At 43.1% G+C, this 25,095-nt stretch carries 23 protein-coding genes; 4 read left to right on the top strand and 19 right to left on the bottom strand.

Features of this window, described 5'->3' with window-relative positions; translation table 11 throughout:
• Positions 1 to 31: 31 nt before the first annotated feature.
• The 3 genes from ACTNES_RS03110 to yedE all read right to left on the bottom strand — a co-directional run bounded on the left by ACTNES_RS03110 (position 32) and on the right by yedE (position 1,669).
• Complete coding sequence (locus tag ACTNES_RS03110; protein ID WP_291807773.1) at positions 32 to 274, bottom strand: DUF3343 domain-containing protein; 243 nt, start codon at positions 272 to 274, stop codon at positions 32 to 34.
• A complete protein-coding gene (locus ACTNES_RS03105; protein ID WP_117845030.1) occupies positions 271 to 477 on the bottom strand; it encodes a sulfurtransferase TusA family protein in 207 nt (68 codons plus the stop codon). Before ACTNES_RS03105 ends, ACTNES_RS03110 begins: the two co-directional genes overlap by 4 nt.
• A gap of 109 nt (positions 478 to 586) precedes the next feature.
• Positions 587 to 1,669, bottom strand: coding sequence for a YedE family putative selenium transporter (gene yedE, locus ACTNES_RS03100; protein ID WP_441038484.1), 1,083 nt, complete (start codon positions 1,667 to 1,669; stop codon positions 587 to 589).
• Between the two features lie 297 nt (positions 1,670 to 1,966).
• Here yedE and ACTNES_RS03095 point away from each other — a divergent pair, with 297 nt between their 5' ends.
• Entirely contained in the window at positions 1,967 to 3,130 is a 1,164-nt protein-coding gene (locus ACTNES_RS03095) for an aminotransferase class V-fold PLP-dependent enzyme (protein WP_320813312.1), read from the top strand.
• Between the two features lie 54 nt (positions 3,131 to 3,184).
• Positions 3,185 to 4,081, top strand: coding sequence for a selenium metabolism-associated LysR family transcriptional regulator (locus tag ACTNES_RS03090; protein ID WP_441038483.1), 897 nt, complete (start codon positions 3,185 to 3,187; stop codon positions 4,079 to 4,081).
• Positions 4,082 to 4,084: 3 nt separating this feature from the next.
• On the opposite strand, the gene ACTNES_RS03085 is transcribed toward ACTNES_RS03090, so the two are convergent.
• The 4 genes from ACTNES_RS03085 to cobI all read right to left on the bottom strand — a co-directional run bounded on the left by ACTNES_RS03085 (position 4,085) and on the right by cobI (position 9,519).
• Positions 4,085 to 6,886: a two-component system response regulator gene (locus ACTNES_RS03085; protein ID WP_441038482.1), complete on the bottom strand. Its 2,802-nt coding sequence runs from the start codon at positions 6,884 to 6,886 to the stop codon at positions 4,085 to 4,087.
• Positions 6,887 to 7,179: 293 nt separating this feature from the next.
• A complete protein-coding gene (locus ACTNES_RS03080) occupies positions 7,180 to 7,911 on the bottom strand; it encodes an ABC transporter permease (RefSeq protein ID WP_441038481.1) in 732 nt (243 codons plus the stop codon).
• 73 nt (positions 7,912 to 7,984) lie between these two features.
• Positions 7,985 to 8,827 carry an ABC transporter ATP-binding protein gene (locus ACTNES_RS03075; protein ID WP_441038480.1) on the bottom strand — a complete coding sequence of 281 codons (843 nt, stop codon included), beginning with the start codon at positions 8,825 to 8,827 and terminating at the stop codon, positions 7,985 to 7,987.
• Entirely contained in the window at positions 8,824 to 9,519 is a 696-nt protein-coding gene (gene cobI / locus ACTNES_RS03070) for a precorrin-2 C(20)-methyltransferase (protein WP_173742093.1), read from the bottom strand. The genes ACTNES_RS03075 and cobI overlap by 4 nt, the downstream gene beginning before the upstream one ends.
• A 245-nt stretch (positions 9,520 to 9,764) precedes the next feature.
• Between cobI and ACTNES_RS03065 the strand changes: the two genes are divergently transcribed.
• Positions 9,765 to 10,283: a hypothetical protein gene (locus ACTNES_RS03065; RefSeq protein ID WP_291815774.1), complete on the top strand. Its 519-nt coding sequence runs from the start codon at positions 9,765 to 9,767 to the stop codon at positions 10,281 to 10,283.
• Positions 10,284 to 10,365: 82 nt separating this feature from the next.
• Here ACTNES_RS03065 and ACTNES_RS03060 read toward each other — a convergent pair whose 3' ends face one another.
• From ACTNES_RS03060 to ACTNES_RS03005, 12 genes are all read right to left on the bottom strand, one after another.
• Positions 10,366 to 11,676 carry an alpha-L-fucosidase gene (locus ACTNES_RS03060; protein ID WP_118520030.1) on the bottom strand — a complete coding sequence of 437 codons (1,311 nt, stop codon included), beginning with the start codon at positions 11,674 to 11,676 and terminating at the stop codon, positions 10,366 to 10,368.
• Positions 11,677 to 11,699: 23 nt separating this feature from the next.
• Positions 11,700 to 14,201, bottom strand: a complete 2,502-nt coding sequence (locus ACTNES_RS03055) for a transglutaminase domain-containing protein (protein ID WP_320813306.1) — start codon at positions 14,199 to 14,201, stop codon at positions 11,700 to 11,702.
• The gene (locus tag ACTNES_RS03050) at positions 14,201 to 14,947 is read right to left on the bottom strand and encodes a copper homeostasis protein CutC (protein ID WP_441038479.1); all 747 of its coding nucleotides are present in this window, start codon (positions 14,945 to 14,947) and stop codon (positions 14,201 to 14,203) included. The genes ACTNES_RS03055 and ACTNES_RS03050 overlap by 1 nt, the downstream gene beginning before the upstream one ends.
• Before the next feature lie 98 nt (positions 14,948 to 15,045).
• Positions 15,046 to 15,828, bottom strand: a complete 783-nt coding sequence (locus ACTNES_RS03045; RefSeq protein ID WP_441038478.1) for a DeoR/GlpR family DNA-binding transcription regulator — start codon at positions 15,826 to 15,828, stop codon at positions 15,046 to 15,048.
• An 80-nt stretch (positions 15,829 to 15,908) separates the two neighbouring features.
• Positions 15,909 to 16,883, bottom strand: a complete 975-nt coding sequence (locus ACTNES_RS03040; RefSeq protein ID WP_020993647.1) for an ABC transporter ATP-binding protein — start codon at positions 16,881 to 16,883, stop codon at positions 15,909 to 15,911.
• Positions 16,884 to 16,886: 3 nt separating this feature from the next.
• Entirely contained in the window at positions 16,887 to 17,876 is a 990-nt protein-coding gene (locus tag ACTNES_RS03035; protein WP_022380021.1) for an ABC transporter ATP-binding protein, read from the bottom strand.
• Between the two features lie 12 nt (positions 17,877 to 17,888).
• Complete coding sequence (locus tag ACTNES_RS03030; RefSeq protein WP_020993648.1) at positions 17,889 to 18,788, bottom strand: ABC transporter permease; 900 nt, start codon at positions 18,786 to 18,788, stop codon at positions 17,889 to 17,891.
• Between the two features lie 13 nt (positions 18,789 to 18,801).
• Entirely contained in the window at positions 18,802 to 19,722 is a 921-nt protein-coding gene (locus tag ACTNES_RS03025) for an ABC transporter permease (protein WP_055150720.1), read from the bottom strand.
• Positions 19,723 to 19,937: 215 nt separating this feature from the next.
• Complete coding sequence (locus ACTNES_RS03020) at positions 19,938 to 21,548, bottom strand: glutathione ABC transporter substrate-binding protein (RefSeq protein WP_441038477.1); 1,611 nt, start codon at positions 21,546 to 21,548, stop codon at positions 19,938 to 19,940.
• A 537-nt stretch (positions 21,549 to 22,085) separates the two neighbouring features.
• Positions 22,086 to 22,943 carry a mechanosensitive ion channel family protein gene (locus tag ACTNES_RS03015; RefSeq protein WP_291805414.1) on the bottom strand — a complete coding sequence of 286 codons (858 nt, stop codon included), beginning with the start codon at positions 22,941 to 22,943 and terminating at the stop codon, positions 22,086 to 22,088.
• 271 nt (positions 22,944 to 23,214) lie between these two features.
• On the bottom strand, positions 23,215 to 23,544 hold the full coding sequence (locus ACTNES_RS03010; protein WP_291805417.1) for a DUF1294 domain-containing protein: 330 nt from the start codon (positions 23,542 to 23,544) through the stop codon (positions 23,215 to 23,217).
• Between the two features lie 76 nt (positions 23,545 to 23,620).
• A complete protein-coding gene (locus tag ACTNES_RS03005) occupies positions 23,621 to 23,854 on the bottom strand; it encodes an HPr family phosphocarrier protein (protein WP_291805420.1) in 234 nt (77 codons plus the stop codon).
• A gap of 213 nt (positions 23,855 to 24,067) precedes the next feature.
• Between ACTNES_RS03005 and ACTNES_RS03000 the strand changes: the two genes are divergently transcribed.
• Positions 24,068 to 24,961, top strand: a complete 894-nt coding sequence (locus tag ACTNES_RS03000) for a LysR family transcriptional regulator (protein ID WP_291805423.1) — start codon at positions 24,068 to 24,070, stop codon at positions 24,959 to 24,961.
• The last annotated feature ends 134 nt before the right edge of the window (positions 24,962 to 25,095 follow it).

Genomic DNA, 25,095 nt, shown 5'->3' with positions numbered 1-25,095 from the left:
TTTGTCTCAGAAGCTCTCTGCATCCAGTCAGTTATTCTTCATCCGCATGATAAATCCCCACATACCCCTGCTGCTCCACTCTGACGATCTGTTCTACCTCCTCGGTTTTCTCCGGGAAAGTATCTTCTGTCTGGAATCTGACACAAGTTCCGCACGAAGAACTTAAATCTCTCGGAACCGGCATCACTTCTGCTTTAAGATTCATAGCTTCACAATTTCTGCGAAACTGAATGGCTCCATAGTGGGAATAAAATGTGGCTATGTATGTAATCATTTTGTGATCTTCAGCAGGATGTCATCCCCCTGCTCTTCTACCTTTACCTGATAACCCTGATGTGTGGCAAATCTGGATACATTCTCTTTTGCGACTACATTGTCAACCAGAACTTCATATTCTTTATCGCCGGATTCCATTGCATTCTTTGCACGAATCACTGGTTCCGGACAGGATAAGCCTCTTGCATCTACTTTCTTCATCCGTCTCGTTTCCTTTCTATTGCTTAATGCCATATTTATGACTATTCAGCATCGTCTCAATTGCGAGCCTGAATCTATTCATAAATCACAACTATTTTTATAACAGTTCCTATGCTTCTTCTTTTCTCATGGAATTCATTGCCGCGATCACTGCAACCACCACGATACCAATGATAACTGCAATTTTTCCATTCGCTGTAGGGCCCTCACCGGAAGATGCAAGCCCGAAGTTATGGGCAAAAGCAGCACCTGCCATCAGACCGAGAACGGTCACAGCGGAGTCTGTATTTCCCTCGCCTGCAAGGATCAGCTGACGAAGCGGGCATCCACCGAGGAGAATACATCCAAAGCCTGCCAGATACATTCCCAGTGCGTTCCACAGTCCGTCTGTATGTGTGATCGGCTGTCCCGCAAATCCCGGATTGAAATAGGATGTTCCTGTAACTGCACCGAGGAGCAGATTCATTACCAATGCTGTCACAAGAATTGCAGCAAAACCGAACAGTAATTTATATTCTTTGAAAAGTACCGCATCGCGGATACCGCCGACCATACACAGACGTGTTCTCTGTGCCAGAATTCCAACGATAATTCCTGCTGCCAGTGCGATAATGATTGCAGCATGTTTTGCTCCAGGTCCGCCTTCCGGCTCTGTGAAATGGATAAATGCAGGTGCAGCTGCCAGTAACAGAAGCATCACAATCTGGAATGCAGGATAAATACTGCCTTCCAGCTTCGGCATCTTATAAGAACGTTTCAGTGTGTAACCTTTCTTCAGAAAAACAGTTCCTGTAAGAATACCGGCTACAAATCCAACAAGTCCAAACAGAGCATTTCCGTCTCCGCCTGCCAGACGCAGAATCATACGGAATGGACATCCAAGAAACATCAGACATCCGATCATAACAAATGCGCCAAGTGTAAATCTGGTCACAGGTGCAGAGCCGCCTCTTGGACGAAACTCTTTCTTAGCAAGTGAAATGATACATGCTCCAAGCACCAGACCAATGATCTCCGGGCGGATATACTGAACTGCTGCCGCTGAATGAAGTCCCAGCGCACCTGTGGTATCTCTCAGGAAACAGGCAATACAGAAACCCATATTTGCCGGATTTCCAAAAAACACCAGAATTGCAGCAATCAGACCGATCACGCCTCCTGCCAGAACTATGGTTCCCTTTTCGTTTTTCATTTATTTCTTTCCTCCTTTTACACTATGTACTCTCAGCGTCTTTATTGCACTTGCTTTTGTGAGAGTACATCACTGACTTTTTTCGTTGTCAGCATAATTTCTTTGTATCTATTTTATCATTTTTATGCTGAAATCACTAATTCATTATAGCCGTATTTTATAGTTATTTATAGAAATCTTTTATAAGTTGTGCTATACTACAGATAAGATATGATATGATGTTAGGGTCAAAAAGTATTTTTTTCCTAACTTGATATCCACGAATTGCTATATATAAAAATCGGGGGATTTGTTACTATGAATAAAATCTATCTGGATCAGGCCAGTACGTCTTTTCCAAAGGCGCCATCTGTGGCACAGGCAGTTTATGATTACCTGGCAGGCTCTGCTGTGAATGTGAATCGGGGAGGATACCGGGCAGCTTATTCTGTGGAGGAGCAGATTTTTGAGACAAGAGAACAGCTTCTGAAGCTCTTTCACTTTACTTCCGGAAAGGGTAAGAATGTTATTTTTACAGAAAATATCACTGCCAGTCTGAATGTTCTTCTGAAAGGACTTCTGAAACCCGGCGATCATGTACTTGTAACTGCCATGGAGCATAATGCAGTGATGCGTCCTCTTGTACAGCTGGAGAAACACGGAATTTCTTTTGACAGGATCCCATGCGCTTCTGACGGCAGTCTTCTGCTTGATAGAGCAGCTGCACTCCTTCGTCCTGAGACTAAGCTTGTGGTCTGTCTTCATGCTTCCAATGTATGCGGAACTGTCATGCCGGCACAGGAAATCGGAGATTTCTGCAAAGAACATAGGCTTCTTTTTATTCTGGACACTGCACAGACAGCAGGAACGCTTGACATTGATATGGAGAAATATCACATAGACGCACTGGCATTTACAGGTCACAAGGGACTCAGAGGGCCACAGGGAACAGGTGGTTTTCTGATCCGTAATAAACTGGCAGCGCAGATTGAGCCTCTTATCAGTGGGGGAACAGGAAGCGCCTCACATTCTGAGAAAATACCGGCATTTCTTCCTGATCGTTTCGAGCCCGGAACTCCCAATATACCTGGGATTCTGGGACTGCATGCCGCACTCTGTGATCTGGAGAAACAGTCCATGGAAGAAATCCGCCAACATGAATTAATGCTGACACAATACTTTATGGATGGTATCCTGAATCTGGATCCTGAAGAAAAATTTCTGCGTATTATCGGTAAAAAAAATACTGAAAACCGTTGTGCAGTTGTATCTGTCCAGACCTTACATATGGACATGGCTCAGGCCGCCTTTGAGCTGGACAGTACTTACGGAATTATGACAAGAGTTGGCCTTCACTGTGCACCAAATGCCCATAAAACCCTTGGAACATACCCGAAAGGTACTCTCCGGTTTTCTTTCGGATCCGAGAATACAAAACAGGAACTGGATATTGCTTTAAATGCATTATCCGCATTACTATAGCAATCCTCTTAAATGCATTATTTAAGAGGATTGCTATAAAAGGAGAGTTTCACAATGGAATTTAAACAATTAGAAGCATTCGTCGCTGTCGTGGACTACGGCAGCTTCTCAGAGGCGGCCCGCCGCCTCTACCTGACACAGCCCACGATCAGTGCGCATATACGTTCTCTGGAAGATGAACTGCATATGAAACTGATCATTCGTACTACAAAGAAAACAACAATCACTGCCAAAGGCTACCAGCTTTATGACAGTGCAGTCCGTATGCTGGAGATCAGAAATAACCTGCTTGAGAATTTTACAGGTGCCCACAAACATATGATAGATCTGGCTGCATCTACCATTCCTTCTTCTTATCTTTTGCCGGAACTGCTTGCTGCTTTCGGCAAAACGCACCCGGATGTTTATTTTCACTCCATACAGTCAGACAGTTCAGAATCCATCAGCCGGGTACTGGACGGAACTGTAGATCTGGCTCTGGTAGGTCAGAATACACGTGACGAGAGCTGCGTGTTTATTCCTTTCTGCCATGATGAGCTGGTCATTGCAACTCCTGTAACAGATCACTATCTTGCACTCAAGGACAGAGAAACACCCGCTATTTTTCATGATTTCCTGAAAGATCCTATTATCCTCAGGGAAAAGGGCTCCGGCACAAAAAAAGAAATGGACCTTTTTCTGGATCGCACAGGCATCACAACAGGCAATCTGAATGTGATCGCCCGCATGAATGACCTGGAAAGCATCAAAAAGTCCATTGTCAATGGTCTGGGAATCTCTATTCTATCATCACGCTCTGTCAATGACCTGCAGAGGACAAAGCAGATTCTTGTCTTTCCGCTGGAGGAAGCTGCCCATAAGCGCAGTTTCTATATAGTCTACAGCAAAAACAGGATTCTGAAACCCCATGTAAAGCAGTTTGTACAGTTTGTGCGAGACTATTATATGTAACTGTTATCTGCCGGCATCCAGCAGTTTCACAAACTCTTCCTCCGGCATCGGTTTGTAAAAATAATAACCCTGAATATAATCACAGCCGTTGTCTCTTAAGAACTCGACCTGCTCTTTAGTTTCAGCACCTTCCGCTATAATCTTTATCTCCATAGTATGTGCCATTTCAATGATGAAGCGGATAATACTGCGTGTTTTGGTATTGGTTTCTATCTGCCGCACAAAACTCATATCAATTTTCATAATATCAAAGTTGTAATTCTGGAGCATTCCAAAGGAAGAATATCCGCTTCCAAAATCATCCAGGAGCAGCAGAATCCCTGCTTCTCTTAATGCCTCCAGAGTTGCATTTCTGTCTGCCTCAATGGCAGCATAGGAAGTTTCCGTAATCTCCATTCTGCACAGACCGGACGGCATGGAAGTATCCGCACATTTCTTCTCCAGCCAGTTCATGATCGTCTCATCATAGAAATCCATCCATGACAGATTAGTTGATACCGGAACTGTGATCTTATCGGACTGATAACGTTTCTTCTGAAATTCATTAACCGAATCCAGCACATACAGATCCAGTTCGGAAATATGTCCGCTTTCCTCCAGTGCAGGAATAAATACACCCGGCGAAATAAATCCCTTTTTCGGGTGGAACCACCGGATCAGAGATTCTGCTGATGCAATCTTTCCGGTCATTGCATCCACAACAGGCTGAAAATATACTTTGAACTGTCCCTGCTCAATCCCTTCCTCCAGTTCACCTGCTAATGTTGCTTTATCTATATATGTATTCTTCATGGAAGAATCATAAATCTTATATGACTGGACAAACTCATCTGTAATATATCTCTGGGCAATCTTTGCCCTGTCAATCATTCCATTCACAGACATTTTTTTCTTTTCAAGCATAAAAATCCCACATTTGACAGACAAATGAAGTGTTTTTCCTCCCCGGGTAAGTTTCTTCTGACACATTCCGGTAAGCATATCCAGATCGAGATTCTTACGTTCTACCAGACAGATAAAATGATCTGCGTCCTCACGTGCCGATACCAGAGGCTTCAGCTCTGATTTCCGGACATCTTCGTACACTTTGCGCAGCATCATATCTCCGATTTCTGTTCCAAAAAGCTCATTGACTGCCTTGAAATTCTTAATATCGAAAAATACAACCGCATATCCGGTTCTGTCTTCACTTTCTTTCAGGATCCGTTCCACATGACGGATAAAACCCTGTCTGTTATATCCGCCCGTCAGAATATCCTGTTCAAATTTCTCCGTAATATCCTCAACTGTAGCTACAATAATGTCAAAAAATTTATTGAGGTAAAAAAATGTATAGTTCTTTAAACATTTCTCCCCTTTTTTATTAAACTGATGAACAGAGAAAGAATATCTATCTTTCTCCTGCAGTTCTTTCCGAATGGTATCAAGACGCACACATTTTTCATATACGGATTTCTCATCATCCGGAACAAATTTCTTCATAACTTCAGTAACATAACCGGAATAACTAATCTCTTCTGCCAGAACCATCTCCATGGCACAGATACCCGGATGATCCAGTCTCACACAGTCTCTCTGCCCGTCAATAATCTCTATTCTGTCAAAATTCTTTCTGTACAGCATATGCGGAATCTGCTCTGAAAAATAGTTCTCTGTAATATCAGAAAAATAGATCAGTGCTTCCAGCCTGTCATAAGAAACGTTCCGGACCATCTCAACTGTGGTTCTGATCATCCTCAGACTGATTCCTTTTGCGGCATACACAGGACATTCCCATTGGATCATATCTTTTCCCTGTGTCAGACACTCCCTCAGATTATCTACACAAAATACCTTTCTGTACTGAGTTCTCACTTCTCTCTGCGGAATAGACTGACTGATCCGCTCAATATAAGAATCCAGTGGTTCATTTACATCTTTCAGCTCCAGTGAAGCAATCCTGCTGTTTGCCATAATACAGCTTCCATCCGAAATATTTACTGTAACTGAGGCAAACGCATCTTTTGCATGACGTATGATCTTATCCAGCTGTTTCAGATATTCATCATTGATATCCCGGATATACATCATGGCAATCTGGTCATCCGGTTTATATTCTGCACTTCTGATGACTTCCATACATACCCAGCGGTACTCCTGTTTTATCAGAGTTCTGTAGTTCAGGTAAATGCGTTCTCTGCCTTTCGCAAGTTCTCTTCTCAGATTATCTATACTGCAGAATTTCAAATATTCTTCCTGATCCTCTTCATAAATATATTTATAATCAGCCATCATTTTAAGGCTTTCAGAAAGACTTGGAAGCATGGAAACAGTACTGTCTTTTCCTCTTATAACTGTATAAGTATCTGTCGAGAGATTAATCTTGAGTATCCGGTGAAAAATAGATGATAACATTTTCATCGCATCCTGCAGGTCTCCCGTCATCTTATCATGCAGCGCAATCGTACTCTCAACACGATGAAAGACCGTCATTGCATCAAAGGGACGTGTGAAGTAATCACTTGCTCCCAGCCCATAAACCCGACGGATGCTATCTCCGGAAGTCTCTGATGAAATACAGATAACAGGCAGCATATCCAGCCATTGCTTTTCCTTCATAACAGCAAGTACCTGATAACCATCCATTACCGGCATGATCAGGTCAAGGAGCACCAGCTTAAAATCCTTATGGCATCTTTCAAGGATTTCAACTGCCTGCTTTCCATTTTCAGCTTCACAGATATCATAGTTATCTTCCAGCATACAGGCAAGGATTTCTCTGTTTAATTGTGAATCATCAACGATTAATATCTTTGGCTTACTCATATAATGTATGCCCTTTCTTCTGTTATTATGGCTGTGTGAAAATTTAACCGGACAGATGTCAAAAACAGCTGCTCGGTTATGCATAATTCAAGTATATCATTCAAAGGATAAAAGTCAATAAATGGAATATACCATTTTATTGCTGTTCACCGGTAATATCGGGATATACTGACAGTATATGATTCCCTGTTTTCTCTTTACAAAAATTCACATTGATATATATAATACCTAAACAGATCAAGGAGGAGCACAGGCTCCTCCTTGTCAGTCAGTTACAAGTTTTTCTTCTTACTTTACAGATTTTTCTTCTTATAAATAAACCATGATGCTGCTACAGTAAACACCAGCAAATAAAGAAGCAGAATCCCAATACCACTGTAATTCACCGCCTCACCTGATGAAATGCTTCTCATCAGATGGCTGGTCTGGGATAATGGCAAGGCTGATACAAACTTGCCTACAAATCCCGGAAGTTTCTCTGTTGAGAAAAAGGTGTTACACAAATATGCCATGGGCATAATGATATAATTGGAAAACCTCGGCACATCTGCGTGGTTTTTTGCCAGAAAGGAGACCACCACGCCGATGGCTGAGAATACTGCTCCATTCAGGAACATCACCAGAAAGGACCATCCGTTGAAGATCAATCCTGTCTCAATAGGTGCTGTAAGAAGCAGTATGATTCCTCCTGCATACAGACCGCGCAGACTTCCCCCGATGATCTGTCCGGCAATAAACTGCCATAATGGTGTGGGGGAGATCATCACCTGGTCAAAAGCTTTCTCATACAGTCTCTGTACGTTTAGGTTCTGCGCAATGGCGTTGAAGCTTCCGTTCATAGTTGTCAGTGATACCACACCCGGAATCAGAAAATTCAGGTATGGCTGTCCATGAGAAGTGGTCTGGATTCCCATTCCGAATACGATCAGATACATTAGCGGTGCGATCATTGCTGCCAGCGTGATCTTATAGAAGTCCCGGCGGAATTCTACCCACTTCTCCCATAATATTGTTATAATTCCCATACATTTTTCTCCAGATTATTCTAACTTTTTTCGCAACCTCCGCAGGGGACTTCCCTGATTCGGTTAATAACTGCTATTTTGAAATCAAATGCTTCCCGGCTCTTTCTACAAAGACGTCTTCCAGTGTCGTCTCGCGAAGAGACGCCTGTCCTGTAAGCTGTTCCAGATACCGGATTGCTTCCTGTCGTGTATGGAAATAGTGATTCTGTGTTCCATCTGCTGTCATCTCGTCCACCGCATAAGCACCAAGACTCTCGATCAGTGCTGACGGAGTACTTACCTCCTCCAGTTTACCATGATCCATCAGTGCCACACGATTGCAGAGACTCTGAGCTTCTTCCATATAATGAGTAGTCAGCAGGATCGTCAGGTTTTTCTCATTAAGCTTACGCAGAAGATTCCACATCTGTCTTCTGGAAAGAGCATCCATACCTGCTGTGGGTTCATCCAAAAGCAATATCTCCGGATCTGTCAGTAATGCCCGACAGACCATCAGCTTACGCTTCATTCCACCGGAAAGCTTACGGACTGTACGTTTGCGAAACTTCAGCAGGTCACAGAACTCCAGAAGTTCTTCTGTTCTTTCTTTTATCTGCTTTCGCGGCATAAAATAGAGCCGTCCCTGGTATTCCATAATCTCATCCATATTCATATCCTGACGCATGGAATATTCCTGGGTGATCACACTGATTTTTCTTTTCAGATCAGGACGTTGTCTCGTAAGCTGCTGACCGTCTATGAGGATTTCTCCCTTTGTGGGAAGAAGAAGGGTTGAGAGCAGGCTGATGGTCGTTGTCTTGCCTGCTCCGTTCGGTCCGAGAAGGCCAAAAAATTCCCCTTTTTCAATTTTCAGGTTCAGGGAATCCACAGCTGTAAAATTGTCAAAGGTTTTTGTCAGATCTCTGGTCTCAATCATAATCCTCCATCCTGTTCCTTTGCAATGATCAGAGAATAATAGCCTGCATCATCCGGAATTTCTTCTACACTGTTGTAAATATGCTCATCCGGCATTCCACAGTTCTCCACCATACGGATATTGCGTCCGCTTTTTGCCAGAATTTCCTTTACCTGATTCATCTTTTTGCCGGATTTCATCAGCACATAGGTACCCGGCTGATCCAGTTCACTGTCAAGGCGGTGAACTGCAGGCTGTACATGAAGAGGCTGGTTCCACTCTGTAAGCGGGATATTCAGGCGTGCTGCTGTTGCACAGAAGGAAGTGATACCGCTTACCAGTCTTGTCTCATATCCATCCTCTTCTACTCTCTTCTGTACATATGAAAATGTTGAATAGATAGTCGGATCTCCAAGTGTCAGAAATACTACATTCTTACCTGTATCAAGTGCCGCTTCCAGTGCCTTGGCACCTTTTTCATGGTTCAGTTCCAGTTCTGCCTTATCATGTGTCATTGGCATATAGATTGGCAGAAGTTCCTTCTTGGCCAGTTCCGGTACTGCCTGTACTGCGATCTTATATGCAACTGTTTCACGCACCTCTGCGCCCGGTACTGCAATAATATCATTCTCTTTGATCAGACGCACTGCCTTTAATGTCATAAGTTCCGGATCTCCGGGGCCAACTCCTACTCCGTATAAAATTCCTCTCATTACCATATCCTCCTGTGATTTGCATATACATTTTTATGATATCAGAATTGCAGGAGCTGCTTCGCAGCAAAGCAATTCACAGATATTCATTTATTGTGCTCACTGTTCACTACGTTCTCAATGATGTTGCGTGCGGACAGCACCTTTTATTATACTAAAACAGGATAACTTTTTCAACGAAGTATTGACAACTAATTTCAATTGTGGGATGATGAAAATTATCGAATTTAAGTGAGGAAAGAAATATGAGAAAGATTTTTGCAGTTCTGGCAGCTTTGATCTGCTGTCTGTCAGTATGGACTTCTGTTCCTGCTGCACAGGCTTTCACTCTTGATAAAGAAGATGGGGAGTATTCCATCCAGGTAGAGCTGGAGGGCGGGAGCGGCAAAGCCAGTGTCACTTCACCGACTTTGATCACCGTAAAAAACGGCGAAGTAACTGCCGATATCCAGTGGAGCAGTTCTAATTATGATTACATGATCGTTGACGGTGAAAAATATCTCCCTGTCAATGAGGAAGGAACGAATTCTGAATTCCTGATTCCGGTTACCATTATGGATGAGAGCATGCCGGTAATCGCAGACACTACTGCCATGGGCACCCCTCATGAGATCAATTATACCCTGACTTTTTATTCCGATTCCATCGGTTCCAAAAGCCAGATGCCGCAGGAAGCAGCGAAACGTGTTGTTGCTGTTGCCCTTGTTATTATCATAGGCGGCGGGATTCTGAATTATTTCGTAAACAAGAGAAACCGTTGTTAAGTCAGACGGACACCTGTGCCTCAGTTCGGTTAAGGAACGTAAAAAAAGCTGCCATCCGGCAGCTTTTTTGTATTCTATATCTTTATTCAGCCATCTCCACTTCCAGCACATAGTCTACAGGATCCGGCAGTACAGGATCCGGACCGAGGTCAACAAATGCGATATCCGGATAATCGCTGTGCACCCATAAAGTAGAAATCGGCACTTCATGTCCGTCATCCAGGGCACGTACTTTCACAATCTTATTCTTGTCAAAGCCGATCAGCGGCAGTGGTCCTAATGTATTCTCATAAATATGGACATAATACTTGTTTCCATTTCTGGTGATACGTCCGTAATCCGGTTTCGGAATATCTGCTGCCGGAGCGCATCCATAGATACTGTCATGGTTCTTATCCATCCAGCGTCCGATTTCCGCCAGAATCGCAGAGGACTCTTTCGGGAATTTACCTTTCGCATCAGGTCCTACATTCAGAATCATATTTCCACCTTTGGAAACACACTCTACCAGCTTCTTGATCAGCATGGAAGCAGGTTTGTAATAGTGGTCATTTGCGCAGTAGCCCCAGTTATTGTTCATGGTGAAGCATGCTTCCCATACCATCGGATTCCCTTCTTTGTCGCAGATTCCTTCCGGCGGAATGATCTGTTCCGGGCTTACGAAATCGCCATGATATGGTGTCGGATTGCAGTCATACAGAGAACCTCTTCCCTCACCGCTGACTTCCAGACGATTATCAATGATGATTCCCGGCTGTAATCTGCGGACCATATCTATCAGTCTTGTTGCTCCCCATTTCTCACCCCGCATATCATCGTATGAAAAGTCAAACCACATAATATCGATTTTTCCATAATTTGTGCAGACCTCTTCCACCTGATTGTACATATACTCTATATAACGAGAAAAATCTCTGTTTTCATTACTGCATTCCGGATGGTTTCTCATAGGATGGATGCGGTCTCCGTAATGAGGATAGTCCGGATGATGCCAGTCAAGTAAGGTGAAATACAGACCGACTTTCAGACCTTCTTCGCGAAGGGCTTCCACATATTCTTTGATCAGATCTCTTCCTGCAGGTGTATTGGTAACTTTATAATCTGTGTATTTACTGTCAAATAAACAGAAACCATCATGGTGTTTCGCAGTCAGAACCACATATTTCATACCTGCTGCCTTTGCCTCTTTTGCCCACTGTTTCGGGTTATAGTCTCTGGCATCAAATTCTTTCATAAACGGAAGGTATTCTTCCTCAGGCATCTCCTCTGTACTGCGTACCCATTCTCCTCTTGCAGGAATAGAATATAAGCCCCAGTGGATAAACATTCCGAAACGGGCATCCTGATACCATTTCATACGTTCTTCATATTCTTTTCTGTTAAACTGATACATGATTTCTTATCTCCTGTATTTATTTACATTAATCTCAACAGCATATCCCCGGTTCCTACATTGTAACCGCTGGTCGCATAAATCCCATTCAGGGTTCCATTCGTCACAATAATCAGCGGAAGTTTGTCCGGATCTACGTACATACGCCTTCCCAGAGTATTGATAATCTCTGAGAAATCATCATAATAAATCTGAATATTTTTTAACTTTGCAAGTGCTTTGGACAGTGTCGGTGTCTCCAGTGCTTCTTTGCTTCTCACTACAAAAATAATCTGCTCTGCATATCCTGCGAAAGCCTCTTCCTGCTCCATCATTTCATTTAAGATATGCTCAGTAGGCTCTTTTTCTTCTTCCAGAAACATCAGGATATGTTTTCCGTCTGCTGTAAGGTCAGATGCTTTCACCTCTGTACCATCCTCAGTTTTCAGCATAAATTCCGGCATGGAAATATTCTCCAGCATATCCTCCAGATCTGCTTCCCTGAGTACCAGCTCGATCTCCTTTGTCTCTCCGGGCTGAATTTCAAAATGATATTCATTTGCAAACATATTTCCATTTGGAAGTCTGTTTGAAGTAAGAATCCTGTAGTTTCCGGATTCCAACGGCAGATTCAGGATCTGATCTTCGAAATTCTCTGCTCCCAGTTTCAGTGATGTATATCTTCCATTCTCCAGTTTTGCAATACTCCAGTTCTGGAAATATTTCCACTGTACAGTCTCTCCTGCTTTCAGGATCAGAGTACAGTTCTTCTCTGTTCTTGCAAGCACAGGAACGAATCTTCCGTTTTCCATATATTCCATAGAACGATCATGTGGATTCAGTCTTGCCGCTACTCCAAGGGTTCTCGCTATTGCAACAAACAGGATTTTCTTTGACAGGAAGCTTCCTGTACAGGTCCTTATGCATCCTGCCGGTGTTGTGATCACACTGGAACGCTCTTTCTCCGGTCTGGAAACAATTGCCTTCTCGATCAGATTCCAGATTCTGGAAGGATCATCTCTCAGCTCCTGTTTCTCAGCTCTGGAAAAATGCTTCTTAATCTCTCTTCTGTATTTCTGAAGAACTTCATCATCTACTCTTGGATTTAACACATAAGATACAAAGGTATCCTTTTTCATCATACCATGATATGGAATTGCCAGCTCCAGGTGTTCCTCCAGAACGTCACTGATACAGTCAGTTCTGTCTTTCTCTGTGAGAACCCTCAGGAGATCTTCTCTGTATGAGACAGCAATGGCTTCTTCTATCCTGTTTACCTTTTTTTCCAGGAAACGTTCACATTCCGGATTTGACCAGTTTCTTACTTTTTGCTCTCTGTGTGCATTGGCTGCTGCCAGACGCTTATTTCCCTTCGCCTTCTGTTCTAAAGTCGGCATGTCTGTGTTTACAGGTGCATCATGAGGAGCAAATATATCTGCTGCTGTCCACTTTTCTGATTCGCCGTCATTTCTTTTATCCTGCGATACCAGACAAAGTTCACAGTTATCTTCTTTCTCAGTGTTCATAACTGTTTCCGCATAGAACCACTCGCCGTCAGAACACATTCTTGCGGAAATATGCAGACTCCCAAGTCCTGTTGTCAGTCTGGCGGTTCCCTTACTGTCTGTTTTCTTCTCTGCGATTGGTGCATACTCTGAATAGTTCAGCACCTCAAAGGAAACCTCAGCTCCCTCTGTGGGTAACCCCTGCGCATCCTTTACTGTTACTGTAATTTCTTTGGTTACTGCATACCTCTTCAATTCATTCAGCATGGTCACCATACCATCTGTGCCGATCACCTCGCCTTCCGGTATCTTGGTGTCAAACACACGTGAATGAATCATCATTGCTCTGGAAGAAGCGTTTGTAAACCATCCTTTATTCAGGATTTCTTCAGGCTCACAGGCTCCGAGGAAATACCATTTGCCGTCACACCAGATCTCTACCCAAGCGTGATTGTCATCGCAGTGAGACCACTTCGGCGCATATACCTGGCGGGCAGGTACGCCTACACTTCGCAGTGCATTTACAGTGAATACGGACTCTTCACCACATCTGCCATTTCCTCTGCGGTATACAGAAATCGCAGATAAAGTACGGTCATCTGTACAATGATAAGTAGCTTCTTCGGCACACCAGTAATTCACTTCCAGCGCTGCTTCTCTGAAGTTCATTCCCTGTATTCTGCTTCCGATCTCTGTGCGGAAATAAGTTCTGCACTGTGCGATCTCTTCCTCATTTACTCTGTGAAACAGCACATAATTCAGGAAGATTTCTTCCGGAAGATCTGCAACCTGTGGATTCTCTTTCCAGAGCTTTACACCATTCTCTGCATAGTCCAGAAATACTTCAAATGGATAATTGCCAATATCACTGTACGGCATAAACGCATATAAATATTTACATGCAAGCGCCACTTCCTCTGTACATTTCTGTAATTTCTCGTCTACAGGCGCAAAAACCCGGGGCAGGTTCTTTGCCTGCTCCAGGTAGTTCTCTTCAATTCGGCCCCTGTTCTCTTTTAAAAAAACTCTCGGTTCTGCCATTATAATTCCTCCAGAACTTTCTTTGCGGCACGGATATTATCTACATCCGTACGCCATATCTCATATTCACTCAGCATCGGAAGTCCCATATTGACTCCGTCCTTGCGAAACTGCATCTCACTGTCAATGACTCTCTTTCCTGTCATATGATAAGCCCTGACTCCTGTAAGCGGATAGAGCTGGCGGATCACTTCTGCTCCAACGCCGCTTCCTGCCTGAATCGTGATACGTTCCTGACTCTTCTCTACCAGTTCCTTCAGCAGATCTGCCCCCTGCAGACATACATTGCGCTGTCCTGAAGTAAGGATCGTATTGATTCCCAGTGAGATTGCCTGTTCCATTGTTTCTATTGGATCCACGCATACATCAAAAGCTCTGTGAAGGGTCACCGACATATCCCCTGCCGCCTCCATCAGTTCTTTCATCTGTTCCATGTTTAATGTGCCATCCGGTTTCAGCACTCCAAATACAACACCTTCGGCACCCATTTTTCTGAAATCTTCTACTGCATGCTTTATCATGGAAAATTCTGCATCTGTGTAGCAGAAATCTCCAAAACGCGGACGGATCAGGGCATGAATTCTGATATCCGAACGCTTTCTTATCTCATCAAAAAGCCACGGTCCCGGAGTGGTTCCGCCGATGATCAGGTTGCCGCAGAGTTCCAGCCTGTCTGCGGCTCCCTCAACCGCTGCCACAGCAGATTCTACAGAATCTACACAGGCTTCCAAAATATATTCTTTCACGTACTTGCCTCCATCTTTTTTCATTTAAGCCAGACAGATCATCCTTTCTGCTGACTGATTTACCCAGATCAGATAAGTCCCCCGAAGACTTACCTGTATCAGAACAATTTCACCCCTGCTCTCTCCAGTGTACTCACGATCGTATCATCTGGAAATTCATCCGTAACAATTCCGCTGATATCATCGAAGTATGCATATTTATAGGAATCATTGAAATAGAATTTATCCCTTTCCATAACAACATATTTATGTCTGCTGCTGTGCACGGCTGCTTTCTTTGTCAATCCGTCCTCTACCCCCAATGTAGTAATTGCACAATCAGTCATATCCACACCGCAGCTTCCTATAAATGCACGGTCAAAGCTATATTGTTTGATCACTTCTATCGTTGCAGCTCCCATAAATCCGTTTACTGTCTGATACATTGTTCCCCCTGTACCGATTGCAGTAATGGACGGATTTGTGGTAAGGATCTGCAGGATATCTATCATATTGCTCACCACTACCACACGCATATTTGACGTGGCAAGAAGCTTTGCCAGCTCGATATTTGTGGTAGAAATATCAAGGAAAATCGTTTCGTTATTCTTAATCAGTTTAAATGCTTTGGCTGCAATTGTTCTCTTTTTGTCAAGGTTAAACTGGCGTCTGTCTACTACGTCTCTTTTCAGCGGATAATCCTGTGAAAGGATTGCGCCGCCGTAGGTTCTCTTTAACTTACCGGCGTTTTCAAGAATCTTAAGATCTTTTCGGATACAGTCTTCTGTGACCTGAAACATTTCACTCAATTCCTTAACCTTGACTTTTCCGTTTTCACGAAGGCATTTCTCTATTGCGCTTTGTCTTTCCTCAGTAAACATAGCCCCTCTTTCCTCATCCATTCATGATGACCTGTATCTCTCAGTGAATCCTGTTTTCTTCACTGTTCATCTTCAGGTGTAATATTGTTATTTCGGAATTCCTATTCTGTAAGTTCCGGATAATGACATTTTACAATATGACCCGGTGCAATTTCAACAGGTGTCGGCACCTGTGTCTTACATTTTTCAGTACAATGTGGGCAGCGTGTATGGAACAGGCATCCACTTGGCGGATTACTCGGACTTGGAAGATCACCTTTTAAGGTAATACGCTCTTTCTTCACTTCCGGATCCGGGATCGGAACTGCGGAAAGAAGTGCTCTTGTATATGGATGTCTCGGGTTTGCATACAGTTCTTTCTTCGGAGCTGTCTCTACGATCGTACCCAGATACATAACACCGATTCTGTCTGAAATCATCTCAACGACACTCAGGTCATGGGAAATGAACAGATAGGTAAGATTAAAGTCTTTCTGTAACTGCTGCAGAAGATTTAATACCTGCGCCTGGATAGAAACATCAAGGGCAGATACCGGCTCATCTGCGATGATAAGCTTTGGCTGTACAGTCAGTGCTCTGGCAATTCCGATACGCTGACGCTGACCACCGGAGAATTCATGCGGGTAACGCTCTCCATGAGACGGGCTTAATCCTACAGTGCCGAGAAGTTCATGTACTTTCTTAAGGCGCTCTCCTGCACTCATATTTGTGTGAATCAGAAGTGGCTCACCGATAAGATCCTGAACTTTCATTCTCGGATTCAGGGAACCATACGGATCCTGGAAAACCATCTGGATATCTGAACGTAACGGGCGCATTTCTTTCTCTGAAAGTTTGGAGATTTCTTTTCCCTCAAACCAGATTTCGCCGGAGTCAGGTGTGATCAGATGATCGATCAGTTTACCTGTCGTGGATTTACCACAGCCGGACTCGCCTACCAGCGAAAAAGTCTCGCCTGGATAAATATCAAAAGATACGTCATTTACCGCATGAACAAATTTCTTCTTGCTGAACATTCCTCCGTTTGCCTGGAATGTTTTCTTCATATTCTTTACTGATAATAACGGCTCGCTCACAGGTTACGCCTCCTTTCCGGTTTTGTTGAGCAGATGACATCTGCATTTTCTGGTACCTGCTTCGTTGATATCTGCAAGCTCCGGTTCCTGCTGATGACAGATATCCATTGCATATTTACATCTCGGTGCAAACTTACATCCTTTCGGCATTACAGACAGATCCGGTACGCTTCCCGGAATGGACGGAAGAGATTCCACACCGCTTCCAAGTTTCGGTACAGAACCGATCAGCCCCTGTGTATATGGATGTTTCGGATCTGCAAAAAGTTCCTGCACAGGCGCTTCTTCTACGATTCGGCCGGCATACATAACAACAACTCTGGAACACATTTCAGCGACAACACCAAGGTCATGTGTGATCATCAGAATGCCTGTATTCTTCTTTGCCCTGATGTCCTCCATCAGTTCCAGAATCTGTGCCTGAATGGTAACGTCAAGAGCTGTCGTCGGCTCGTCCGCGATGAGAAGCTCCGGCTCACAGGACATTGCCATAGCGATCATAACACGCTGGCACATACCGCCTGAAAGCTGGTGCGGATAACTCTTTAATGTCATATCCGGTTCAGGGATACCTACTGATTTCAGTACTTCGAATGCTCTGTTGTGCGCTTCTTCTTTTGAGAAATTGTTATGGAGCAGGATTGCTTCTGTCAGCTGTTTCTCAATTCTCATACATGGGTTCAGAGAGTTCATCGGCTCCTGAAAGATCATGGCAACTTCACGTCCTCTGATCTTTCTCATGCCTTTTTTATCTTCTTTGAGAAGATCCTTGCCATTAAGCAGGATCTCACCGTTGGAAATCTTACTGTTACGTGCCAGAAGTTTCATAATGGAAAGGGAAGTTACGGATTTACCGCATCCGGACTCTCCTACCAGACCAAGAATCTCACCCGGCTGAATGGAGAAACTTACATTATTAACTGCTGTCACCCATGTTTTATCTCTTTTAAACTCCGTACGGAGATTCTTTACTTCTAATAATTTTTCTGCCATGGTTTCTTCCTCCTAGTTCATCTTTGGATCCAGGGTATCTCTGAGACCGTCGCCCAGCAGGTTGAATGCCAGAACTGTAAGGAAGATCAGAATACCAGGGAACAGTACCATGTGAGGAGCTGTATTCAGATAGTTACGTCCTGTGGAAAGCATGGAACCCCAGTCAGGCTCTGTAACGTTTGCACCGAATCCCAGGAAGCTTAAGGATGATGCAGCAAGGATTGCAGTACCTACACGCATGGTAAAGTTAACGATCATAGACTGGATCGTACCAGGGAAAATATGTACAAACAGGATTCTTGTGTTTGAACATCCCAGGGAACGGGCAACCTCTACATAAGGAGCCTGCTTTACGGAAATCGTCGCGCTTCGTATGATTCGTGCGAAGGACGGCACTGTAAATACCGCAACTGCGATCATAACGTTTACCATACCCTGTCCGATGATGGCAACAACTGCGATAGCCAGCAGGATATCAGGGAAAGCGAAAAGTACATCACAGCATCTCATAATCAGGGAATCGATAATTCCGCCGTAGAAACCTGCGATCAGTCCAAGAACAACACCGATAGCCGTACCAATGATCGTCGCTGTCAGCGCGCATGTAAGAGAAAGTCTGGTACCAACCATCAGACGGGAGAAAACATCCTGTCCGTATTCATTGGTTCCCCAGATGTGGGCTGCGCTTGGCCCCTGCATCATAGCTGTGTAATCCGGTGCCTGCGGATCATACGGAACTACATACGGTCCGATGATTGCCATTAAGATAATAAAAACTATAAATGCCAGAGAAATCACTGCTGTTTTTCTCTTCATGAATTTCTTGACAAATTCTTTGAACTTGCTCTGTGCCTTAGGGAGTTCTTCGGCAGCAGCAAGGTTAATATTTGATGTTGTGTTCTTATCTGCCATCTTCTCTCCTCCTCTACTCATAACGTACTCTTGGGTTAATCACGCCATAAAGAACATCTACGATCAGGTTGATCAGGATATATTCTGTAGCAAAGAACAGAAGTAATGCCTGAACAACTTTGTAATCTCTCATCTGGATGGAGTCTACCAGAAGACGTCCAAGCCCGGGGATGGAGAATACCGTCTCTGCCATAACAGATCCGGAAAGGAGACCACCAATCTGAAGTCCGGCTACTGTTACGATCTCGATCAGAGAGTTCTTAAATGCATGGCGCATAACAACCAGTGATTCAGAAAGACCTTTGGCACGTGCGGTACGCACATAGTCCTCACGCATGGTCTCAAGCATGGAAGATCTGGAGAATCTGGCAAGTACAGCCATGATTCCTGCTCCCATAGTAAGTGACGGAAGAATATAGCTCTTCCAGGTTTCCAGTCCACTGGTTGGAAGCCATCCCAGGCTTACTGAGAAAAGCTGGATCAATTCCAGACCTAACCAGAAGCTTGGAACAGATATACCTGCGATCGCTATGATCATACCTACATAATCAAGAATTCTGCCATGAAATACGGCAGCGATAATACCGATTGCAATACCGATGATTGCAGCCCATATCATGGATGAGAATGTCAGCATGATAGTTGGTTTCAGTCTTGGTGCGATTGTCTCTGCTACGGTTTTACCGTTTTTGATAGAGCTTCCCAGATCTCCTGTAAAAAGACCTTTCATATATTTGCCATACTGTACAAGTAGTGGCTCATCCAGTCCCAGCTGTTCACGTACAACTGCCACATCTTCCTTTGTTGCATCCTGACCGGCTACCAGTCTTGCCGGATCACCGGGAATCATATGGATAAACATAAATACTACGAATGAGATAACCAGAAGCAGCGGGATCGTGCTTGCCAAACGTTTACCTAAATAACGTCCCATATTTTTCCTCCTTATTAATTTCTTTTTACATATTGATTATGTTTAATGCTTTATAGTCAGAGAACTGCCATAGTAAATCTTATGGCAGTTCTCCGGTTTGAACATCTTTGTCCTGTATTCACACTGCTGTATCAGCAGTATTTTATGGAATTGCTGCAATTTCAGATCAGGCAGCCAGATTTATGTTCTTCGCAGCCTGTTCTCAACCACATTACTTACTGTGCTAAAGTTGCATTTGCGAAGTTGAATGCTCCGTCCGGAGATACATATACGCCAGACAGATAAGATTTTGTAGAATAGATGATCTGGTCATTGCCAAGGAATAACCATGGGCATGCTTCCCATGCGATCTTCTGAGCATCGCCGTAGTATTTAGCCTGCTCTTCTTCGTTAGCTGTTGCAAGACCTTCGTCCATATCTTTATCAAAATCAGCATCGTTGAAGTATGCTGTATTTGCACTTGTAGGAGGGCACATTGTGCTGTAAAGCAGGGAACGTAAAGAACCATCCATTGTGAAGTCAGATGCAGACCAGTTTACATACCACATATTGATCTCGGCATCTTCTTTGTCAACATAAATCTTGTCACTTACAGTTGCAGGCTCCATTGGCTGAACGTCAACTTCGATACCGATCTGAGCAAGCTGCTGGGAAATAAATGTCATACCTTTGATTTCCTGTGTTGTGTTATCACCCCACAGAGTAAGTTTGAATCCGTCTTCGTATCCGGCTTCTTTCATAAGTTCTTTTGCTTTGTCTACATCATATGTGTAAGCTTCCTGTTCTTCATATCCGCCGATGATAGATGGAACTACAGATGTAGCCGGTTTTCCGTATCCGGAATACATTAACTGGATGTATGCATCTTTGTCGATCGCATAGTTCATAGCCTGACGTACTTTTACATCAGAAAGCTGTTCCAGATCCATGTTCAGAGTTACATATCTCATGATGTTGGAGTCTGTTGTAAGGATGTTTACATCGTCTGTTCCTTTGATCGCTTCGATCTGGTCAGATGGTGTAGGATAAATGAAGTCTGCTTCACCTGTCTGAAGCATAGCTGTACGTGCACCTGCTTCCGGAACTTCTTTGATTGTTACAGTGTCAACGCCTGGTTTGTCTCCCCAGTAATCATCATTGCGCTCGAAGCTTGTGTGGTCGCCTTCTTCCCATTCTGTACATACATATGGGCCGGTTCCGCATGGATGGTTCATGATATCATTGCCATACTCTTCAAGAGCTGCAGGGCTGATGATACAGAACTGTGTCAGACGGTTGATAAATGGTGCCCATGCCTGTGTCAGTTTGATAACCAGCGTGTAATCATCCGGTGTTTCAATGCTGTCTACACGAGGTGTTTCAGATCCGTCTTCGTTAGTTACGATAAATGTTCTTCTCTGACGAAGGTTGTTGTCTTTGTTAACTACACGATCGTAGTTTGCTTTAACTGCTGCTGCATTGAAGTCTGTTCCGTCCTGGAATTTAACACCCTGACGAAGTTTGAAAGTATAGGTAAGAGAGTCATCGGAAACTTCCCATGATTCAGCAAGTTTGCCTGTTAATTCCTGGTTCTCGTCAAAAGAAACCAGTGTCTCGTATACACCACGTGTAGCGGAGATTGCGTTTGTATCCGGAATGTTTGCCGGGTCCATGGAGCTTACGCTTCCTTCGATTGCGATCACCAGATCATTGTCGGATGATTTGGAATCTTCATTTGCGGCTTTGAGGATATAGCCATCATCATCTGCTGCAAATGCTGTAGCGGACATGGAAACTGTCATTGCTCCTGCAAGAGCTGCTGCCATAACTTTTTTGTACATTTTCATAGTTTTCTCTCCTTTTCTTTCTGTACGTTGTTACTTAGTTACAATCACGAAGTTAATTTTGGGTACAAAAAAAGTGTTTTTATATTTTTGCGTCTTTGCAATGTATAAAAATCGTGCAGCAATCCATTTACTTACATGCGCCTTTGCATCTTCATAAAAACACTTAGTTGTTTAACTTGACTCCAGTATAGCAATCTGTTGTCGTATTGTCAATTATTTTGTCGTAGTTTATATTATTTTAGTGGTATTATACCAATATTTTCCGGTAAAATTGGTATAAATCACTATGAATCGCGGATTGTTTGTTCTTATTTGGTATTATTTGGTTATCATCTGCTGTTCCATTTCATGTTCATAAACGATCCGACAGATATCAGAAAAACTATTTCTCTGCCCGCTTAGTAAAAAAAGAAAGCCTGTAAATCCGGCCTTCTTTTTTGTATCCGCTTAACAGCAAAGTGTAGTCCGCCCTTCACTGCATAATCAGATAAAAGGAGTTTTGACTTTGTCCAAGTTAAGTATGCAATTGTTATTATTTTATCTGTTTTTTACATGGATCTGCAGCTGATTATACGGGATTTCAATTCCGTTTGCATCAAATGTCTCTTTAATCAGTTCGTTAAGTCTCCATTTGGCAGGCCAGTATTTCTCTGTAGCCACCCATACACGCAGTCCCATGACCACGGAACTTTCTCCAAGTTCATCTACAAATACTACCATCCCCTGATCGTCTTTCGTATCCTCATCATTATGAAGGATTTCCTCCAGGATTGCTTTGGCTTTCTTAATGTCTGAATCATAAGAAATGCCCACTTTAATCTCCAGTTTACGGAGATCTCTGGCAGTTACATTTGTAATGATACTGCTGGACAGAGTTCCGTTTGGGATCACGATATGTTTATTGTCTATGGAAATCAGAGTTGTGTAGCAGATTTCCATTTTGTATACAGTTCCTTCGCATTCATTCTGTTGGGCGATAATGATGTAATCTCCAACCTGAAATGGTTTGAAGATCAGAAGCATGATCCCGCCTGCGATGTTTGCAAGGCCACCCTGTAATGCAAGACCTACGGTTACACCGGCAGTACCAAGCAGTGCTGCAATGGAAGATTCCCTTACTCCAAAATGAGTCGCAATGTTAAACACAAGCAGAATATAAAGCACAACTCTCAGCAGCGATCCGGTAAACTGGATCACACCTTTGTCTACAGACGCATGATCCATGGATTTCTTTACAAAAGAAACAAACCACTGAATAACTTTACGTCCACCGACAAATACCAGCAATGCCAGGACTACTTTCAATCCGAGTCTCGTAAGATCCGGAAGATAATCTGAGAAATATTGTTTATAACTGTAATAGAGGTTCTTTGCCTCCTGGATTTCCTGTTCCAATATTTTTCACCTGCTCTCTTATATTTTCTATTTTTTATTTTCTCTGCCATTTTTTTGCTTAACAGGCAGCTTTTCATATAAGAGTAGCATAACATACCTCATTCTCTGTAACAATCAATTTAACTGGATCAAATAAATCCCCTGCTTCAATTGCGAATATCCGCCTGCCCCCAATAGTGAAGTAAATGATTTTATCCGATCGATCCGGGCAAAAAAAGAAAGCGGACAATAGATCCGCTTTACTGAATACAGCATTACACCGCTGTTTTTCTTATAAGTTAAACATCTGCAGAATTTCATTAATTACAGAATAAACCTCTTCATTTCCTGAAAACAGAAAATAAATAATAACAAGCTGAATGATCAGGATCGTCGGAACTCCTATCTTAAATTTCGGCTTTCTTGTTTTATGATGAAACACTTTCATCCCAGCTAAAGCTCCCACGGAACCTCCGATCACTGCCAGAAATATCAGCTGTGCCTCCGGGATGCGCCACTGTCTGGCTTTTGCTTTGCTTTTGTCCAGTCCATAGATAAAAAATGTGACTACATTAATGATAATCACATAAATATATAGAAGATTTGTAGATGTTATCTGCATCTGCGAATTCCTTTCTCTGATCAGCCATTCTCATATACTGCTCCTTTTTTCAAGGCTGGGAAATTTACTGATTTATTTAACATGCCAGCCCCGCAACCACTGACTCAAACTCTTCGTCATACCCTTCATATTTAAGTTCCAGCGGTTCTTCCACGCCAAGACTTAATACTCCGAGAATAGATTTGGCATCAATAAAAATTTTTCCTTTAGATACAATATCAATATCAAATGGACATCTGACTGCCGCACTGACCAGTTTCTTAGCTGCCTCCACATCATTAATCTTAATAGTCTTATTTGCTGTTGTCATATTCGGTAATCTCCCTTCCTCTTTTAGCCTCCGCATATACTGTCTGCTGCACAAGTTTCACAGCCTGGCAGGTAAAATACCGTCCCATTGTAAGGACTTTTGTATTGATTTTTTGACTAAGTCGTATTATACTTGTTCACACATTGATATACAAACGTTAATTTTCTATATCAGATATTCTATTTTTATATAGCATAAGGAGCCGACTGTATCATGATTCTTGATTATTATCGTATCTTTTATTATGTAGCTCAGTATAAGAGTTTCTCCAAAGCAGCCGACGTTATGGGAAATAATCAGCCTAATATCACACGCTGTATGAACATTCTGGAAAACGATCTGGGATGTAAACTGTTTATCCGTTCTAATCGTGGTGTTCAGCTCACCATCGAGGGCGAACGACTTTATGAGCATGTTTCTATTGCCATTGAACAGCTTGTATCCGGCGAAAACGAACTTCTTAAAGACAAGGGTCTGGAGAGTGGACTGGTCAATATCGGAGCCAGCGAAATTGCTCTGCGTCTTTTTTTATTAAATGAACTAGAAGTATTTCATCATCGTTATCCACATGTAAAGCTTAGAATTTCCAATCATTCCACCCCTCAGGCTGTTCAGGCATTAGAAAACGGACTGGTAGACTTTGCTGTAGTCACCACACCTGTCGCTTTGAAGAAACCACTTCAGAGAATTCCTCTCTATTCATTCCGCGAAATCCTGATCGGCGGACCGGAATATGCAGAAATAGCGTCCAAGAAACATAGTCTGCAGGAACTGCAGGATATTCCACTGATCGGAGTTGCTCCGGGTACCAGTACCAGAGAATTGTATACACAATATTTTATGCGTCACAATCTGCCATTTTCACCGGATATGGAAGTGGCGACCACAGATCAGATTTTTCCTATGGTCCACCACAATCTGGGAATCGGATTCTTTCCGGAGGAACTGGCCGCGGAACATATTGCTATTGGCAAAGTGGTTCAGATTCCGATCGAAGAACCACTTCCAGAACGAAAAATCTGCCTGATCCGTAATGTAAAAAGGCCACAGAGTATTGCTGCCCGCAGCCTTGAGGAACATCTTACTTCACATCGTGAAACAGAATAATCATATAGCTTTTATTTAAACATAAAATGAGCCGGAAAATGCTGTAAATATGGTATTTTTCGACTCATTTATATTATACTCCATGTTTGATACTATGCTCTGTTCTGGTAATTTCCAGTTACTGTTCACATGCC

The organism is Blautia sp. HCP3S3_D9, assembly GCF_052063845.1.
Classification (GTDB): Bacteria; Bacillota; Clostridia; order Lachnospirales; family Lachnospiraceae; genus Blautia_A.
The sequence above is the reverse complement of the archived record's forward strand: the minus strand, read 5'-3'. Positions and strand labels throughout refer to the sequence as shown.